This window comes from Pseudomonas sp. MWU13-2862, from assembly GCF_023242495.1.
GTDB lineage: Bacteria > Pseudomonadota > Gammaproteobacteria > Pseudomonadales > Pseudomonadaceae > Aquipseudomonas > Aquipseudomonas gingeri_D.
Window position 1 is genome coordinate 180,521 of record NZ_JALMEZ010000014.1, and the last position, 17,406, is coordinate 197,926.

General features: G+C 62.7%; 14 protein-coding genes. 6 read left to right on the forward strand and 8 right to left on the reverse strand.

The genetic code is table 11. The features are described 5' to 3' along the window. Nucleotides 1–56: 56 nt before the first annotated feature. From M5C56_RS24320 to M5C56_RS24335, 4 genes are all read left to right on the forward strand, one after another. Nucleotides 57–1,202, forward strand: coding sequence for a serine hydrolase domain-containing protein (locus tag M5C56_RS24320; RefSeq protein ID WP_103496427.1), 1,146 nt, complete (start codon nt 57–59; stop codon nt 1,200–1,202). 111 nt (nt 1,203–1,313) lie between these two features. Beyond that, the gene (locus M5C56_RS24325; RefSeq protein ID WP_103496411.1) at nt 1,314–2,546 is read left to right on the forward strand and encodes an OmpA family protein; all 1,233 of its coding nucleotides are present in this window, start codon (nt 1,314–1,316) and stop codon (nt 2,544–2,546) included. A 25-nt stretch (nt 2,547–2,571) separates the two neighbouring features. After that, the gene (pdxH, locus tag M5C56_RS24330) at nt 2,572–3,219 is read left to right on the forward strand and encodes a pyridoxamine 5'-phosphate oxidase (protein ID WP_103496412.1); all 648 of its coding nucleotides are present in this window, start codon (nt 2,572–2,574) and stop codon (nt 3,217–3,219) included. Between the two features lie 292 nt (nt 3,220–3,511). Next, complete coding sequence (locus tag M5C56_RS24335; RefSeq protein ID WP_103496413.1) at nt 3,512–3,976, forward strand: glycine zipper 2TM domain-containing protein; 465 nt, start codon at nt 3,512–3,514, stop codon at nt 3,974–3,976. A 154-nt stretch (nt 3,977–4,130) separates the two neighbouring features. Here M5C56_RS24335 and nhaA read toward each other — a convergent pair whose 3' ends face one another. Then, nucleotides 4,131–5,315 carry a Na+/H+ antiporter NhaA gene (nhaA, locus tag M5C56_RS24340; protein WP_103496414.1) on the reverse strand — a complete coding sequence of 395 codons (1,185 nt, stop codon included), beginning with the start codon at nt 5,313–5,315 and terminating at the stop codon, nt 4,131–4,133. A 316-nt stretch (nt 5,316–5,631) separates the two neighbouring features. On the opposite strand from nhaA, the gene M5C56_RS24345 reads away from it, so the two are divergent. Further along, on the forward strand, nt 5,632–6,729 hold the full coding sequence (locus M5C56_RS24345) for a PLP-dependent cysteine synthase family protein (protein WP_177100213.1): 1,098 nt from the start codon (nt 5,632–5,634) through the stop codon (nt 6,727–6,729). A gap of 133 nt (nt 6,730–6,862) precedes the next feature. Here M5C56_RS24345 and M5C56_RS24350 read toward each other — a convergent pair whose 3' ends face one another. The 5 genes from M5C56_RS24350 to rimO all read right to left on the reverse strand — a co-directional run bounded on the left by M5C56_RS24350 (nt 6,863) and on the right by rimO (nt 10,929). Then, complete coding sequence (locus tag M5C56_RS24350) at nt 6,863–7,633, reverse strand: SDR family oxidoreductase (RefSeq protein ID WP_103496416.1); 771 nt, start codon at nt 7,631–7,633, stop codon at nt 6,863–6,865. Nucleotides 7,634–7,737: 104 nt separating this feature from the next. Next, nucleotides 7,738–8,199, reverse strand: coding sequence for a DUF1456 family protein (locus M5C56_RS24355; protein ID WP_103496417.1), 462 nt, complete (start codon nt 8,197–8,199; stop codon nt 7,738–7,740). Nucleotides 8,200–8,253: 54 nt separating this feature from the next. Beyond that, nucleotides 8,254–8,964 (reverse strand): rRNA pseudouridine synthase, encoded by a 711-nt coding sequence (locus M5C56_RS24360; protein WP_103496418.1) that lies wholly within the window; start codon nt 8,962–8,964, stop codon nt 8,254–8,256. Nucleotides 8,965–9,039: 75 nt separating this feature from the next. Then, complete coding sequence (locus tag M5C56_RS24365; RefSeq protein ID WP_103496419.1) at nt 9,040–9,489, reverse strand: GNAT family N-acetyltransferase; 450 nt, start codon at nt 9,487–9,489, stop codon at nt 9,040–9,042. A gap of 102 nt (nt 9,490–9,591) precedes the next feature. Then, on the reverse strand, nt 9,592–10,929 hold the full coding sequence (gene rimO / locus M5C56_RS24370) for a 30S ribosomal protein S12 methylthiotransferase RimO (protein WP_103496420.1): 1,338 nt from the start codon (nt 10,927–10,929) through the stop codon (nt 9,592–9,594). A 302-nt stretch (nt 10,930–11,231) separates the two neighbouring features. Between rimO and M5C56_RS24375 the strand changes: the two genes are divergently transcribed. Further along, nucleotides 11,232–13,133: a potassium transporter Kup gene (locus M5C56_RS24375; protein WP_103496422.1), complete on the forward strand. Its 1,902-nt coding sequence runs from the start codon at nt 11,232–11,234 to the stop codon at nt 13,131–13,133. A 75-nt stretch (nt 13,134–13,208) separates the two neighbouring features. Here the strand turns inward: M5C56_RS24375 and M5C56_RS24380 are convergent, their stop codons facing one another. Together M5C56_RS24380 and mprF are read right to left on the reverse strand one after the other, a co-directional pair. After that, nucleotides 13,209–14,489: an AcvB/VirJ family lysyl-phosphatidylglycerol hydrolase gene (locus M5C56_RS24380; RefSeq protein WP_103496423.1), complete on the reverse strand. Its 1,281-nt coding sequence runs from the start codon at nt 14,487–14,489 to the stop codon at nt 13,209–13,211. Continuing rightward, a complete protein-coding gene (gene mprF / locus M5C56_RS24385; RefSeq protein ID WP_103496424.1) occupies nt 14,489–17,131 on the reverse strand; it encodes a bifunctional lysylphosphatidylglycerol flippase/synthetase MprF in 2,643 nt (880 codons plus the stop codon). The genes M5C56_RS24380 and mprF overlap by 1 nt, the downstream gene beginning before the upstream one ends. Nucleotides 17,132–17,406: the final 275 nt, after the last annotated feature.

Here is a 17,406-nt window from a genome sequence, read left to right on the forward strand (position 1 = left end):
CAATCGCTGGAACAATGCAGGCCACTTTGGAAGGTGTTGCGGCGGGAGAGTCACGGGTGCAGATTCAGGGTCATTTCGAACTTCAATTCGAGGCGGTGCGCGAAGCCTTCGCGGCCCTTTTCGACGATCCCCAGGAGCGCGGTGCCGCGCTCTGTATCCAGATCGGCGGTGAAACCGTGGTCGATCTCTGGGCCGGCTCCTCCGACAAGGATGGCGCCGAGGCCTGGCACAGCGACACCATCGCCAACCTGTTTTCCTGCACCAAGACCTTTACCGCTGTCACCGCGCTGCAACTGGTGGCCGAGGGTAGGCTGCAACTGGATGTTCCGGTTGCCCAGTATTGGCCCGAGTTCGCCGCCGCCGGCAAGTCCGGTATCACCCTGCGCCAGCTGCTCTGCCATCAGGCCGGCTTGCCGGCCTTGCGCCAGTTGCTGCCTCCCGAGGCGCTCTACAACTGGCAGACCATGGTCGACGCCCTGGCGGCCGAAACCCCCTGGTGGACGCCCGGCGAGGGCCATGGCTACGCCGCGATCACCTATGGCTGGCTGGTCGGCGAGTTGTTGCGACGCGCCGATGGCCGTGGGCCGGGTGAGTCGATCGTGGCGCGGATTGCCCGGCCGTTGGGCCTGGACTTCCATGTTGGCCTGGCGGACGAAGAATTCCATCGCGTCGCCCATATCGCCCGGGGCAAGGGCCATGTCGGCGATGCGGCGGCCCAGCGCCTGCTGCAAGTGACGATGCGCGAACCCGAGGCGATGAGCACCCGGGCGTTCACCAACCCACCGTCGATCATGACCAGCACCAACAAGCCGGAGTGGCGGCGCATGCAGCAACCGGCCGCCAACGGGCATGGCAATGCACGGAGCCTGGCGGGCTTCTATAGCGGCCTGCTCGACGGGCGCCTGCTGGAAGCCGACATGCTCGAGGAACTGACCCGCCAGCACAGCCTGGGCATGGACAAGACCCTGCTGACCCAGACCCGTTTCGGCCTGGGCTGCATGCTCGATCAGCCGGAGGTGCCCAACGCCACGTTCGGCCTCGGGGCCAAGGCTTTCGGCCACCCGGGTGCCGGCGGCTCCGTCGGTTTTGCCGATCCCGAATACGATGTCGCCTTCGGCTTCGTTACCAATACCCTCGGCCCTTATGTATTGATGGACCCGCGGGCACAGAAGCTAGTACGGATTCTTGCCGGCTGTCTGTAGAATGCGCGGATAAAGTCGTAGGCCGGAACCCTGTGGCTTTTTTGCTTTCTAATACACTGTTTCATGGGGCCTGAAGGCCCTCGTTTCTCTATCTCATTTTGTGGATATCCAATGTCATCGAACAAGTCTCTCGCCCTGGCCCTCTGCCTGACCGTGACCGGTTGTGCGCAACTTCCACAAAGTGCGGACAAGGACATTGCTCAAGCCCCGGCGACAGCTAACGCGGGTACACCCGCCGCTCCTGCGGCAGCCGTAGCCACGTCCAAGGATGCTGCCAAGTTCCCGGCCAAACCTGCCGCACCCGCGCCCGCCGCCAAGGCCGGTGCTCCGGTAGCGCCTGTCGTGGCACCCGCAGCTCCAAGCGTTGCAGTCGCGCCGACAGCCAGCGCGGATACCGGCAGCAGCTGGTGGTGGCCGTTCGGTTCGTCCGACAAGGCTGCCGTGAAAGACCCGGCCCAGGCTGCTGCGCCGGCCGCCAAGCCACAGGACAAGCCCGTGCCACTGGCCACGGCGGTTGCCGCCGCAACGACGCCAGCACCGCAGACCGATCCTGCTACCCACTGGTGGTGGCCGTTCGGCAGCTCGGACAAGGCCAAGGAAACCGCCCCGCCGCCGGTCAAGGCCGTGCCGATGCCCGATCCGAAAATCACCCAGGCCTGGCTCGACGACTATGAGCCGCGCCTGCGTGTCGCCATCCAGGACAGCTCCCTGAAGCTGGAGCGGCGTGAAAACGTGCTGGTGGTCATTGCCCCCGTGGACGGTTTCTACAACCCCAAACGCCCGGAAATGTTGCTGCCGGTCACCCTCGGTCCTTTCAGCCGAATCGCCAAGACCGTCGAGGGCGATCCCAAGACCGCCGTGCTGATCCTCGGCCATGGTGACAACAGCACCAGCGCCGAGTCGACCCAGGCCTTGAGCCAGCAACGGGCTCAGTCCGTTGCCGCGATCTTCGGCCTCAGCGGCCTGCATCGTGATCGCCTGATGCTGCGTGGCATGGGCGCGGACATGCCGCGTGCCGCCAACGACAGCAGCGAAGGCCGTGCCCTGAACCGTCGTGTGGAAATCATCCTGACGCCGCAGAACACCATGGTTGCGCTGTTGAGCAAATACAGCATTCCGATGCCGGCTCCGCTTCCGGTCACCCAGGTGGCGGCTGCTGACGTCAAGCCGGCAGTGGCTGCGCCTGTGGCGAAGAAAGCGGCTGCCAAGGGCAAGGCCGTGGCCAAGAAAGCCCCGGTGCACAAGAAGGCCCCGGTCAAGAAAGCGGCGGCCAAGCCCGCGGCGGACAAGGCTGCAGCGCCGGCGAAGAAAGACGCCAGCACCGACAGCTCGACCAAGAACTGACCTGACGATCGAGAGGGAACGCGCCATGACTCAAGCCCTGGCGGATATGCGCCGCGACTACACCCGTGACGGTCTCACCGAGGCCCTGGCCCCGGCCGAGCCGTTTGCGCTGTTCCACCAGTGGTTTGCCGAGGCGGTAAAGACCGAGCAGGCGCCTGTCGAGGCCAATGCCATGACCCTGGCAACGGTGGACGAGGAAGGGCGCCCGCATTGCCGCATCCTGTTGCTCAAGGGCCTGGACGAGGCGGGTTTTACCTTCTTCACCAACTATGAGAGCGACAAGGGCCGGCAACTGGCGGCCCGTCCCTTTGCCGCGATGACCTTCTTCTGGCCGACCCTGGAACGCCAGGTGCGGATCGAGGGGCGGGTGGTCAAGGTCTCGGCGCAGGAGTCGGATGCCTACTTCCAGGTGCGCCCGCTGGGCAGTCGGTTGGGGGCCTGGGCTTCACCGCAAAGCCGAGTGATTGCCGATCGCGGGGAACTCGAGGGCTTGCTCCAGAACACCGAAGCGCGTTTCAGCGATACCCAGCCCGACTGCCCTGAGCATTGGGGCGGTTATCGTTTGCTACCGGAGCGCATCGAATTCTGGCAAGGTCGCGCCAGTCGCCTGCATGACCGGCTCGACTACCGCCTGCTCGGCGCGGACTGGACACGTCGACGCCTGGCACCTTGATCTGACCTGTATTTCCCGGGGCAGTGGTTTCAAACCACTGCCGCCAAGCCAGATGCTTGATAAGCTTCCCCCAGAGTTTGCGCAGAAGTTCAGATATGAACTTCTTGTGTATTGCACTGTCTCCCGGTAGCCGTAGCGCCAGATCACGTTCCATCGAGTGTCTGATGTGCTCCGAATTCCCGGGCGCCGAGGCTGTACTGGCGCTGAATGAAAATCATTTTATCCGTGCGGTGCCGTGACAGGGATCAAGCTGCGGAGTTTAATTAAAGTCATATCTTTTGGAGTTGATCCTATGCGTAAGTCTGTTTTGTTGATTGCTTCCTTCTCCACGATGGCGATGTTGCTGGGTGGTTGCACCAACAGCCTGACCGGCGATTCCTATTCCCGTGACGAAGCGCGTCGCGTGCAGACCATTCGCATGGGCACCATCGAGTCGCTGCGTCCAGTGAAAATCGAAGGCAGCAACTCGCCTATCGGTGCCGGTGCCGGTGCAATTGTAGGTGGCGTCGGCGGCAGTGCCATCGGCGGTGGCCGTGGCAGTATCGTGACGGCGGTGATTGGTGCGGTCGCTGGTGGCGTGCTGGGCAACATGGCTGAAAAAGGCCTGACCAGCGCCCAGGGTGTTGAAATCACCGTACGTGAAGACGACGGCAGCATGCGTGCCTATGTGCAGGAAGTTCAGCCGAACGAAATCTTCCGTGTCGGCGAGCGCGTGCGTATTTCCACCGTGGGTGGCACCAGCCGCGTTTCCCACTGATTTCGCAATCAGCCTTAAAAAGAAACCCCGGCCAGGTAACTGGTCGGGGTTTTCTTTTTCTGGTGTTCGCTGATTAGGCGATCACCACGAACCTGTAGGAGCAGAGCTTGCTCGCGAAGAGGCCCGTGAGACCGCCAAAACTTTTGTCGGAACGCTACACGGACGCCTTGGGCTTGCGACTGGCCCCCGCCATCACGGCATAGCCGATCACCGCCGCCAGGATCGAACCGGTGAGAATCCCCATGCGGTCCATGCCGGCGTAGTCGCTGCTGCCCGGTATAAAGGCCAGGGAGCCGACGAACAGGCTCATGGTGAAACCGATGCCGCAGAGGATCGCCACGCCGAACACCTGCCCCCAGTTGGCGCCGTGGGGCAGTGCCGCGAGGCCGGCGCGGACCGCCAGCCAGGTCAGGCCGAAGACGCCCACCGTCTTGCCGATCAGCAGGCCGGCGGCGATGCCCATCGGCACAGGGTGGGTGAAGCTTTCCAGGTTCACGCCTGCCAGGGACACGCCGGCGTTGGCAAAGGCGAACAGCGGCAGGATGCCGAACGCCACCCAGGGATGCAGCGCATGCTCCAGGCTCAGCAATGGCGAGGCTTCGGCGTTGTGGGTGCGCAGCGGAATGCAGAACGCCAGGGTCACGCCGGCCAGCGTCGCATGCACACCGCTCTTGAGCACGCAGACCCAGAGGATCAGGCCGATCACCATATAGGGCCCGAGCTTGACCACTCCCAGGCGATTCATCGCGATCAGCGCCACCAGGCAGGCCCCGGCCAGCGCCAGCGACAATGTCGACAGTTCATGGGAATAGAAGATTGCAATGACGATGATCGCGCCCAGGTCGTCGATGATCGCCAGGGTCATCAGGAACAGTTTCAGCGACACCGGTACCCGCTTGCCGAGCAAGGCCAGCACCCCGAGGGCGAAGGCGATGTCGGTGGCCATGGGGATCGCCCAGCCGTCGAGCGCCGCCGGATTGTCACGGTTGAGGAACCAGTAGATCAGCGCCGGCACCACCATGCCGCCGATCGCCGCCGCACCGGGCAGCACCACCTGCGACGGCTTGGACAGATGGCCCTCGAGGAGTTCGCGCTTGACCTCCAGGCCGATCAGCAGGAAGAACAATGCCATCAGGCCGTCGTTGATCCACAGCAGCAGGGGTTTGGCGATTTGCAGGGCGCCGACCTGGGCCACCACCGGCACGTCCAGCAGACCGGCGTAGAGGTGCGACAACGGCGAGTTGTTGATGATCAGGGCCAGGGCTGCGGCGGCAATCAATAGCAGGCCGCTGGCAGCTTCCAGCTGAAAGAAACGGGTGAAAGTGCTACGCAGAGGCAAGGTCGCTCTCCATCGATGAATTCAAAAAGGTAGGACACCCTAACCCGTACTGTTAGTTGTTAAAACAAAATTTATATTCTTTTTTGTTATAAGCGGGTGATTGAGGGGCTGACCGCAAAAGCCTAGCAGTTGTGTGTCTAATTGCGTCTTCACTGTATCTGTGCGGTCGGTAGGAAACTTCCTATAGTTAACGGAATATTGCCGTGGAGCCTGTCAGGGCTCCGATCTCTGTTTATCCTTCAGCGGTTTGGCCCTGGGCCAGTGGCGCAGCCAGCCGTCAGTGCTTTCGAGCACCTCCGTTCCAAGACGAGTACCCATCATGAGCGACAACCGACAGTGGGCCCGGGAAGCGATCCGGATCATTGAAGCCGACTTCCAGCGCAGTGCCGACACCCACCTGATCCCTTTGCCGCTGCCGGGCCTGCCGGGCATCGAGCTGTACTTCAAGGACGAGTCCAGCCATCCGACCGGCAGCCTGAAGCATCGCCTGGCGCGTTCGCTGTTCCTCTATGCGCTGTGTAATGGCTGGCTGCGTCCGGGCGCGCCGGTGATCGAGGCGTCCAGCGGTTCGACGGCAATCTCCGAAGCCTATTTCGCGCGCCTGCTGGGCTTGCCGTTTATCGCGGTAATGCCGGCCACCACGTCCCAGGAAAAAATCGCGCAGATCGCCTTCTACGGTGGCAAGAGCCACCTGGTGCAGGACCCGACGCAGATCTATGCCGAGTCCGAGCGCCTGGCCCGGGAGAGCGGCGGTCATTTCATGGATCAGTTCACTTACGCCGAACGGGCCACTGACTGGCGGGCGAACAACAACATCGCCGAGTCGATTTTCCAGCAGCTGCGTTTCGAGCGGCATCCGGAGCCGAGCTGGCTGATTTCCAGCCCAGGTACCGGCGGCACCACGGCGACCCTCGGTCGTTATGTGCGTTATCGCCAGCATGGCACCCGGGTGTTGTGCGCCGATGCCGAGCGTTCGGTGTTCTTTGACTTTTACCTGACGGGTGACGCCGGCCTGCGCCTGGACTGCGGTTCGCGGATCGAGGGGATCGGGCGTCCACGGGTCGAGGCGTCGTTCCTGCCCAAGGTGATCGATGCCATGGTCAAGGTGCCGGATGCCTTGTCCCTGGCGGCCATGCATTACCTGGCGCAGCGTTTGGGGCGGCGGGTCGGCGGTTCCAGCGGCACCAACCTGGTCGGTGCGCTGATGGCGGCACGGCAGATGGTCCAGGCGGGAGAGAGCGGGTCGATCGTGGCGATCCTCTGTGACGGCGGCGAGCGTTATGCCACCACCTATTACGATCCGCAGTGGCTGAAGACCCAGGGGTATGAGCTGGATGGGCTGATCGCGGCCGTGGCAGCCAGTGTCGAGCGCGGCGAGGCGCTGCCCGAAAGCGTGTTGCGGGCCGGGATCTGAACTTGTGGGAGCGGAGCTTGCCGGATCGCCGCACCGCCGCGAAGTTTTTAGCGGCCACAAGGGCCCCTTCGCGAGCAAGCTCTGCTCCCACAGGTATGGGGTTCCACAAGTTAGTCTTCGGTATTTCCTGTGATTACAGGCTGAAGCCGCCATCCAGAGGAATGATATTCCCGGTCATATAAGCCCCGGCCGTGCTCGCCAAACTGATCGCCAGCGCCGCCATCTCTTCCTCGCGCCCCCAGCGCTTCATGGGAATCAACGCCGTGTCCTCGGCCAGCGCCTGCTCGTCGGCGCCGATATGCTGGGTCATCTTGCTCGGAAAGCGTCCCGGCGCGATCACATTGACGTTGATGTGCTGGCTGACCAGCTCCCGCGCCAGAATCCGTGACAGTTGATGCAGTGCTGCCTTGCTCGGGCCATAGGCATAGGCCTGCTCGCCGAAGGAAGAAATCCCCGCCACCGAACCGATATTGATGATTCGCGCCGGGTTCGCCGCCGAACCGGCCTTGCGCAATAACGGCAGGAATTGCTGGATACAGTTGAAGACCGAGGTCACGTTCAGTTGCATGACCTTTTCCCAGCCCTTCACCGGATAGCTTTCCAGCGGCGCACCCCAGGTGGTGCCGGCGTTGTTGACGAGGATATCCAGTCGATCGATCCGCTCACCCAGGCGCGTTGCCAGCGCCAGCACACCCTCTTCGGTCGCCAGGTTGGCGGCCAGGGCCTCACAGTGCCCGAGGGCGCCGAGTTCATCGGCGGTCTGCTGGCAGGCTTCGGCATCCCGGGCACAGACGTAGACGTGGGCACCGGCCTCGACAAAGGCCTTGGCGATCATCTTGCCGATGCCACGGGTACCGCCGGTGACCAGGGCGGTGCGGCCTTGCAGGGAGAAGTAAGGGTGCATGGCGAATCCTGAGTGCGAAAAGGTATCGATACCCTAGCCGTCAGGAGTCAAAAGCGGAGCCACTATTGGGCGGCGCAATGATGCGCCATGCACGTCGAAGCGGATCAGCCGCGAACGCGCAGCGTCAGCCCCTTGAGGAAGTTGCGCAGCAACTGGTCGCCGCAGGGACGGTAGTTGGTGTGGCCGAACTTGCGGAACAGCGCGCTCAGCTCGGGCTTGGACACCGGGAACTCGGCGGCCTTGAGAATGGCGTGCATGTCGTCTTCCTTCAGTTCGAAGGCGACCCGCAGTTTTTTCAGGATGATGTTGTTGGTCACCGGCAGCTCGACCGGCAGCGCCGGACGGCTTTCGTCCTTGCCGCGCTTGAAGATCACGAGGCCATCGAGAAAGTGCGCCATGACCTCGTCCGGGCAATGCACGAAGCCTTCTTCCTCATCCTTTTTCAGGTAGGTGATGACATCGGCCTTGGCCACTTCGAAGCCGGTCAGCTTGATGAGCTCGACGACCTTGTTGTCGCTGATGTCGAGCATGTAGCGCACGCTACGCAGTACGTCGTTGTGAATCATGTGAACCATCCTGAGAGGTAGACGCCGCGCATCTGCGCGACGTTGAAGCGGGGATTAGAATTTTTCCTTGGTCGACAGGTAGCGCCATTGGCCCACGGGCACCTTGCCGATGGAGACGCCGCCGATACGGATCCGACGGATGGACACGACCTTGAGCCCGACCGCCTGGCAAAACAGCGCGATCACCCCGGGTTGCGGGTTTTTCATCGCGAAACGCAGGCGGTTCTCGTTCTGCCAGCTGGCTTTCACCGCGGGCAACTCGCGGCCCTTGTAGGTCAGGCCATGGCTCAGGCGGTTGAGGCCGTGCTCGACGATATCGCCGCTGACTTCCACCACATATTCCTGCTCGATCTTGGCTGTGTCGGCGGTGAGCTTGCGGAGGATTTTCCAGTCCTGGGTGAACACCACCAGGCCGCTGGCGCCGGCTTGCAGGTCGGCACCCGCGGTCAGGCGCAGGAAGTGCCCCTTGAGCGGACGCTTGCCATAACGGTGTTCCTCGGAGAGCGTCTCGGCGTGCAGCAGTTGCATGGCCGCCTCGGGGTCCAGGCCGACCGGTTGGTGCAGCAGCAGGGTCACCGGCTCCGGGGCGGTGGCCTTGGCTTCGGGGTCCAGTTCGACTTTCTGGGCTTGGACCTTGAACTGCGGCTCGTCGATGACTTCGCCATCGACCGTGACCCAGCCGCCTTCGATGAACAGTTCGGCCTCCCGACGGGAGCAGCCGACCAGCTCGATCAGGCGTTTGGAAAGGCGAGTGGGTTCAGACATGACGGCGGCCGTAAAAAAGGGGGGCGGCTATTGTACCTGCCTGGCGCCGGTTAAGCCCGGCAACATTTGTCGCACTCAGCGCTTGAGGCGCAGATGCAGCAAAGGATAGGGCTGGCCCATGCCATCCTTCTCCGAGCGACCGATCACCTCGAAGCCCTGCTTGAAGTAGAAACCGACGGCCTGGGCGTTCTGTTCGTTGACGTCCAGTTCATCGGCATTCAGGTGTTCGATGGCGTAGCGCAGCAACTGCTTGCCCAGGCCCGTGCCGCGTGCCTGCGGGGCGATGAACAGCATTTCGACCTTGCCCGCCGCGACCCCGGCAAAACCGGTGATGCGCTGGCGCGAATCGCGGGTACAGACCAGCATGACCGCATCCAGGTAGTGGGTCAGCAGCATGTTCTTCAGCAGTTCGATGTAGCTGTCCGGCAGGAAGTCATGGGTGGCGCGCACCGAGTCTTCCCAGAGCTGGGCCAGTTCGGGGTAGTCGCCGGGCTTGGGGGTATGGATGACCGGGAGCTGGGGCATGCAGCAGATTCCTTACGTCGCGGTTGTGCATGAGCCAGACTATAGCCGTAAAAAAGCCCCGCATCTCGTTGAAAGAGCGGGGCTTTTCAGATTATTTACAGCTTAGATCGTTTCCGCCCAGAGGTCGTATTCGTCGGCGTCGGTGACACGGCACCAGACCTTGTCGCCGGGCTTGAGATCGCCGGCGCCTTCGATAAACACGTTGCCGTCGATTTCCGGGGCATCGAAGAAGCAACGACCGACCGCACCCTGTTCGTCGACTTCGTCGATCAGCACTTCGATATCGCGGCCGATGCGCAGTTGCAGGCGGGCGGTGCTGATGGCCTGTTGATGGGCCATGAAGCGATCCCAGCGCTCCTGCTTGACGTCATCCGGAACCACGTCCAGGCCGAGGTCGTTGGCTGGTGCGCCTTCTACCGGCGAGTACTGGAAGCAGCCGACGCGGTCGAGCTGGGCTTCGGTCAGCCAGTCGAGCAGGTACTGGAAGTCTTCCTCGGTCTCGCCGGGGAAACCGACGATAAAGGTCGAGCGGATGATCAGGTCCGGGCAGATTTCCCGCCAGTTCTTGATCCGCGCCAGGGTCTTGTCTTCGAACGCCGGGCGTTTCATCGACTTGAGCACTTTCGGGCTGGCATGCTGGAACGGGATGTCCAGGTACGGCAGGATCTTGCCAGCGGCCATCAACGGGATCAGTTCGTCGACATGGGGGTACGGGTAGACGTAGTGCAGGCGTACCCACACGCCCAGGCTGCCGAGGGCTTCGCACAACTCGGTCATGCGGGTTTTCACCGGGGCGCCGTTCCAGAAACCGGTACGGTACTTCACGTCGACGCCGTAGGCGCTGGTGTCCTGGGAGATCACCAGCAGTTCCTTGACCCCGGACTTGACCAGGCGCTGGGCCTCGTCGAGTACGTCACCCACCGGACGGCTGACCAGCTTGCCGCGCATCGACGGGATGATGCAGAAGCTGCAGCTATGGTTGCAGCCTTCGGAAATCTTCAGGTAGGCGTAGTGGCGCGGGGTCAGCTTGATGCCTTGCGGCGGCACCAGGTCGATCAGCGGGTTGTGGTCCTGGCGCGGCGGCACGACTTCGTGCACGGCATTGACTACCTGCTCGTACTGCTGCGGGCCGGTGACGGCCAGCACGCTGGGGTGCACCTTGCGGATATTGCCTTCTTCGACACCCATGCAGCCGGTGACGATCACCTTGCCGTTTTCCTTGATGGCTTCGCCGATCACTTCCAGGGACTCGGCCTTGGCACTGTCGATAAAGCCGCAGGTGTTGACCACCACGACGTCGGCGTCCTGGTAGGTGGACACCACGTCATAGCCTTCCATGCGCAGTTGCGTAAGGATGCGCTCGGAGTCGACCAGTGCTTTCGGGCAACCCAGGGATACGAAGCCGACCTTGGGGTTGGCTGGCGCGGTAGGGGTGGACATGTCTAACCTCGGTATTAGGGTGTCGAGCCACTTGGGACAAGGGCGTCGCGTGGGCGCTGATGCGCCTCTGATCAAAAAGTGCGCAATTCTAGCGATGGCCGAGGCACTTGACCAGCTTTATGCAGGGAAATGCGACGAGTGCTGCGCTATGCTTCGCCCGATGCGAGTTGCTGTCATTTTTTGTTTCAAATATCCGATGACTTATAAATCGTCGGCAACTGTAAGAAAAACAGCGCATGCTGCGTGAAAAAGCAAATAGTGCTTCTTGAAAGAAGCCTTATTCCGGGGTGTAGGAGTAGTTGATGGGTGGTCAGGCAGTGAGTGAGGGGCAGGTCGGGCACTCGACGGCAAAGCCGTTGGGTATGCTGGTAGCGGCGGTAGGGGTGGTGTACGGCGACATCGGCACCAGCCCGTTATATACCCTCAAGGAGGTGTTCACTGGTGGTTACGGGGTGCCGGTCGACCATGACGGTGTCTTCGGGATTCTGGCACTGATCTTCTGGTCGCTGATCTGGGTGGTCTCGATCAAGTATGTGCTGTTTATCCTGCGGGCCGACAACCAGGGCGAGGGCGGGATCATGGCCCTGACCGCGTTGGCGCGGCGAGCATCGGCGTCATACCCGAAATTGCAGTCGACGCTGGTGGTTCTCGGGTTGATCGGCGCGGCACTGTTCTATGGCGACAGCATGATCACGCCGGCGATCTCGGTGCTCTCGGCGGTCGAGGGTCTGGAAATTGCCTTCGACGGGTTGGAGCATTGGGTGGTACCGCTGTCGCTGGTGGTGCTGGTGGCGTTGTTCCTGATCCAGAGGCATGGCACCGCGAGTATCGGCAAGCTGTTCGGGCCGGTGATGGTGGCGTGGTTCGTGGTACTGGGGGTCATGGGCGCCTATGGTATTTCCCTGCACCCTGAAGTACTGAGCGCGTTGAACCCGATGTGGGGCGTGCACTTCTTTGTCATTCACCCGGGCATGGGTGTGACGATTCTGGGGGCGGTGGTGCTGGCGTTGACCGGTGCCGAAGCCTTGTATGCCGATATGGGCCACTTCGGTCGCAAGCCAATCGCTCGCGCCTGGTTCGCCCTGGTGCTGCCGGCGCTGGTCCTGAACTACTTCGGCCAGGGCGCCTTGCTGCTGGGAAGCCCGGACGCGGCGCGCAACCCCTTCTATCTGCTGGCGCCGGCCTGGGCCTTGGTGCCGCTGGTGGTGCTGTCGACCCTGGCGACGGTGATCGCTTCCCAGGCGGTGATCTCCGGGGCGTTCTCCCTGACCCGCCAGGCGATCCAGTTGGGCTACATCCCGCGCATGCATATCCAGCACACTTCGAGTGCCGAGCAGGGGCAGATCTACATCGGTGCGGTGAACTGGACCCTGATGATCGGCGTGATCCTGCTGGTGATCGGGTTTGGCTCCTCCAACGCCCTGGCCTCGGCTTATGGCGTGGCGGTGACCGGGACCATGCTGATCACCAGTATCCTGGTGGCGGCGGTGATGCTGCTGCTGTGGAAATGGTCGCCGATCCTGACCGTGCCGATCCTGGTGGGCTTCCTGCTGGTGGACGGGCTGTTCTTCGCCGCCAACGTGCCCAAGATCGTCCAGGGCGGTGCCTTCCCGGTATTGGCGGGGATCGTGCTGTTTATCCTCATGACCACCTGGAAACGCGGCAAGGAGTTGCTGATGGACCGCCTCGACGAAGGGGGCCTGCCGTTGCCGATCTTTATTGGCAGTATTCGCGTGCAGCCGCCTCATCGGGTGCAGGGTACGGCGGTGTTCCTGACCGCACGGCCGGATGCGGTGCCCCATGCGTTGTTGCACAACTTGCTGCATAACCAGGTGCTGCATGAGCAGGTGGTGTTGCTGACGGTGGTGTACGAGGACATTCCGCGGGTGCCGACGCAGCGACGGTTCGAGGTCGATGCCTATGGCGAGGGGTTCTTCCGGGTCATCCTGCACTTCGGTTTTATCGATGAGCCGGATGTGCCTGAGGCGCTGAAGCTGTGTCATCTGGACGAGCTGGATTTCAGTCCGATGCGCACCACCTACTTCCTCAGCCGTGAGACGGTGATCGCTTCGAAGATCGTCGGGATGGCGCGCTGGAGGGAGAGTCTGTTTGCCTTCATGCTGAAGAATGCCAACGGTAACCTGCGTTTCTTCAAGTTGCCGGTGAACCGGGTGATCGAACTGGGGACCCAGGTCGAGATCTGATTCCACGGGTATGAAAAAGCCCCCGTTGCCTAGTGGCAGCGGGGGCTTTTTCTTTGGTCGCCTACAGGGCTCGCATCATTCGCTTTTGACCTGACGCTTCTGGATAGCATCCACCAACCGCTTGGCCAGCGCCGGGTAGTTCTCGTCGAAGTGATGCCCCCCTGGCAGCTTGACGGCCTCTCCCACCGCGGTGGTGGTGGTGCAGCCACTTTCCTTCACTTCGTCCTGGCCATAGATACACAGCACCTTGGCTGCCGGCAGCTTGGCCATGTCCGGGCCGGTATCGAGTTCCATGCCGGCCTTGCCCAACCAGCCGTCAACGTGGATCTCGAAACTGCCGCTGCGGGCGAACGCCAGCAGGATGATCGCGTCGACCCGTTGCTGCTCGTTTTCCGGCAGGCGGTTATAGATCGCCGGCAGTACGTCGGCACCAAAGGAGTAGCCGGCCAGGACGAAGCGCTTGGCACCCCATTTCTGCCGGTAGTGCTGCATCAGTTCGGTCAGGTCGGCGGCCGTCTGTTCCGGGCTCTTGTGCTGCCAGTAGTAGCGCAGGGTATCGATGCCCACCACCGGGTAGCCCATCTTCGACATATAACCCGCCGCGTCGCGGTCCAGGTCACGCCAGCCGCCGTCGCCGGAGAGGAACAGGGTCACGGTGTCGCTGGTCTTGTCCGCCGGGACTTCCACCACCGGAATGGCCAGGCCGCCGTTGTCCGTGCCCACCAGCATCTTGCGCAGTTCGTTGTTCAACACCTGGGGCAGCTTGATGTCGTAGTCGCTGATGCTGGTTTCGGCATTCGCCTGGTCGCGCACGAACGCCGCGCTCGGATCATCCGGGCCGTCGTTCCAGGCCACCAGCCAGTGGCCGTGGGCCGCGGTCTTCGGTACCGGGGTCGTGCAATCCGGTTGATCGAGGACGAAGCCCACCGAGATCGCCTGGGCCTTGTCGCTGGTCTGGGACGCCAGCCAGTTCCAGGCCAGGGACGCGCCCGGCCCGATACCGCTGACCAGGGTCGCCGGGCCTTTCAGTTGCTGCAAGGCACTGTCCAGGACCTTCTGCTGCAGTGTGCAGTTGTCCTTGGGCAGGATCACCTGGACGATCAGCGCCGCGCCACTGCGACTCAGTGCGGACAACTGTGTGTCGCTCAGGGCGTCTTCGGCGAGGGTCGCCACGACTACCTGGGCCTTGGGCGTGGTGCCAGGGGTCAGGCGGGTCAGGGTCGAACCGTCGGCCTGGCTCAAGTGTTCGAGAGTAGGTTCCGGTGGAGGGCGGTTCCAGAACCAGTAGCCGCCTCCCGCAAGCGCGGCCAGGAGCAGCACGATTACCAGTAACAACCGCCAGGAGCGTTGAATCATCAGCGTTTCACCAATCCAGTCAAGCCGCCTGCAATCAGGGCAGCGGTATCGGCCAATGCGACCAGCGGATCAAGTCCTGCCGGCACGGCCATGTAACGGGGTTCCCAATCAGGCTGGAACTTGTCCTTGAAACGACGCAGGCCCTGGAAGTTGTAGAGCTGCTCGCCGCGTTGGAACACCATCGAGCCCAGGCGCTGGGTCAGTGGTGCGCCACGCCTTGGTTGCAGGCCTGACAGCGGGACCATCCCCAGGCTGAAACGCGCGTATCCGTGAGCCTTATAATGCTGAATCAGGCCAACCATCAAGAACTCCATGGTCAGCTTGGGGGCGTCGGGGTGCGAACGCATCAGGTCGAGACTGGCCAGTTCATGGCTGTGGGTCTCGAGCAGATTGGCGAACGCCACCGGGCGCCCCTCGAAATGAATGATCGCGACGCGGAAGTGGTTGATGTACTCGGGGCTGAAACGGCCCAGGGAGAAACCTTTCTCGCGCACGTTCTTGCCGGTGAGCCAGGCGTCGGAGATGACCTTGAGCTCATCCAGCGGCGCCTGCCCCGGTTCGTAGATCTCCAGCGACAGGCCGTCGCGGCTACCACGGTTCCAGGTGTAGCGCAGGTCCTTCATCTCCTTGCCCTTGGACTCGAGGTCAAAGCGATGCAGGTCGACCCGGGCTTCTTCGCCGAGCTTGATGGCGGTCAGGCCGATGTCCATGTAGTACGGCAGGTTTTCCGCACGCACCTGATAGAACACCGGACGGGCATGATGGGTGTCGCACAGGTCGCGGAATTGCCAGATCAGTTCGGCACGCTGGCGCGCCGGGCCGATCGGGTCATACAGCGCCACCAGGCTGCGGCCACGACGGGCGTACATCAGGAAAGCGGTGTCGGTGGGGTGGAACAGGAACGCCTTGTCGCCGGTCAGGGCCAGGCCGCCATCAGGCTGGTCCGAGGCCATCAGCACCTTGACCGCCCGCTCCATTTCATCGGGCGTGGGCTGGTGGATCACCGGGCGCGCGGTACGCAGCAACCAGGTCAGCGAAACGGCGACCAGGACCACGGCGGCCCCCAGCAGTGAACGCAGGCCACGGGGGGCATCACCATCCAGCGCGAACTGCCACCACAGCTCGTGGCTGTAGGGCACGTCCTGGTAGGCGAACAGCAGCAGCCAGACCGAGGCACCGAGTACGCAGAGACTGGCCACTAAATAGAGTGGCGAGAACGGCAGTTCGGTGAGGCGGCTGGGTCGATAGAAGGAGCGGCGGAAAATCCCCAGCAGGCAGGCGGTGGCCGTCAGCATGCTGGCTTCTTCCCAGTCGAAACCCTTGAGCAGCGAGAGCAGGGCGCCCACCAGCAGCAAGGTCATGGTCAGCATCCAGGCGGCGGACAGGCGTCGACGCAGGCCCTGGGCCAGCAGCAGGCACAACACGCCCACCAGGCTGGCGCCGAAGTGCGAGGCGTCGATCAGGCGGTCCGGTACCAGGAAGTCGATGCCTTCCAGGCGTGTGTCGATTTCCGGGGTCGCGCCGGAGAACAGCAGGACCACACCGGACAGGAACACCAGTACGGCGAGGATCGGTGCCGCGAAACCCGATGCCACCCGCATGCTCTGGCGGGTACTCATCAGCCGCTGGGCTTCGGTACTCAGCAGGGCCAGGCAGGCCAGCAACAAGGGCAACAGCACATAGATCAGGCGATAGAGCAGCAGCGCGGCGGCCAGCGGTGCGGCGCCCAGCTCATTGGCAAAGGCGGCCAGCAGGATGGCTTCGAACACGCCCACGCCGCCGGGCACATGGCTGAGCACACCGGCGGCCAGGGCCAGCAGGTACACCAGCAGGAAGGCGCCGAACGGTGGTGCTACGGGCAACAGCAGATAGAGTACGGTCGCGGCGGCGGCCACGTCCAGGGCGGTAATCACCAGTTGCAGCAGGGTCAGGCGGGCACTCGGCAGGCGCAGGGTGCGACGTCCGACCTTGACCAGCAGGTTGTCCTTGATCGGTTGTTCCGGCAGGCGCCGGCGATAGATGCCGACCGCCAGCAGGGCGGTCAAGGCCAGCACGACCACGGCGATGCCGCCGAGGAGATAGATCGGCAAGTGCAGGGCTTCGGACGCCGCGGGCAGGTTGCTCAGGGTTGCCAGGGCGGCCAGGGGTGGCAGCGCGCAACCCAGCGAGAGACTGGCGAACAGGGTCATCCGCGCGACTTCGGCGGCCCCCAGGCCGAAACGGGCATAGAGTCGATAGCGCACCGAACCGCCGGACAGCAGCGACAAACCAATGGCGTTGCCGATGGCGAAGGCGGTGAAGCCGCCGAGTGCCAGGGTACGTTTCGGCAGCTGTACATCGGCATAACGGCTGGCGGACCACTCATAGCCCAGCAGGATAATGAAGCCGATGGCGGTCGCCGCCAGGGCGCCGGCCAATGCTGGCTTGGGCACGCTGAGAATCGAATCGTGCAGGGCGTCCAGGTCGAGTTCGATCAACAGGTGGCGACAGGCGATCAGGGCGATAGCGAACAGGAACAGAGTGATGGCCAGGCCGACGGACTGCCGGTACTTGCTCAACAGATCCAGCCAACGGAGACGGTTGGCGGAGATCGGGTGTGTTGCTGTAACAGTATCGTGTGGTTCGGACGAGTTGGCGCGCATCAATCACCTCTAGGATTGTGCGCGACAGGATGGGGGTATCCAGCCAAGTTACCAATCCCTATGGACAAAATAATTGCAAATATTAACGTGTCTGGCCGTTGTACGGCGACCCACGCCCCGGGCTGTTGTAGAGGAAGTTTGTTGCGGATTCAGCTTAGCCTGTGCACCCATTGACTGCGTTATCCGCCGAGGGTTCGATCCGTCCTGCCTTGATTGGATGAAAGTTTTTTCGGCGGATACAAAAAAGGCCACTCTTTCGAGCAGCCTTTTCTGAT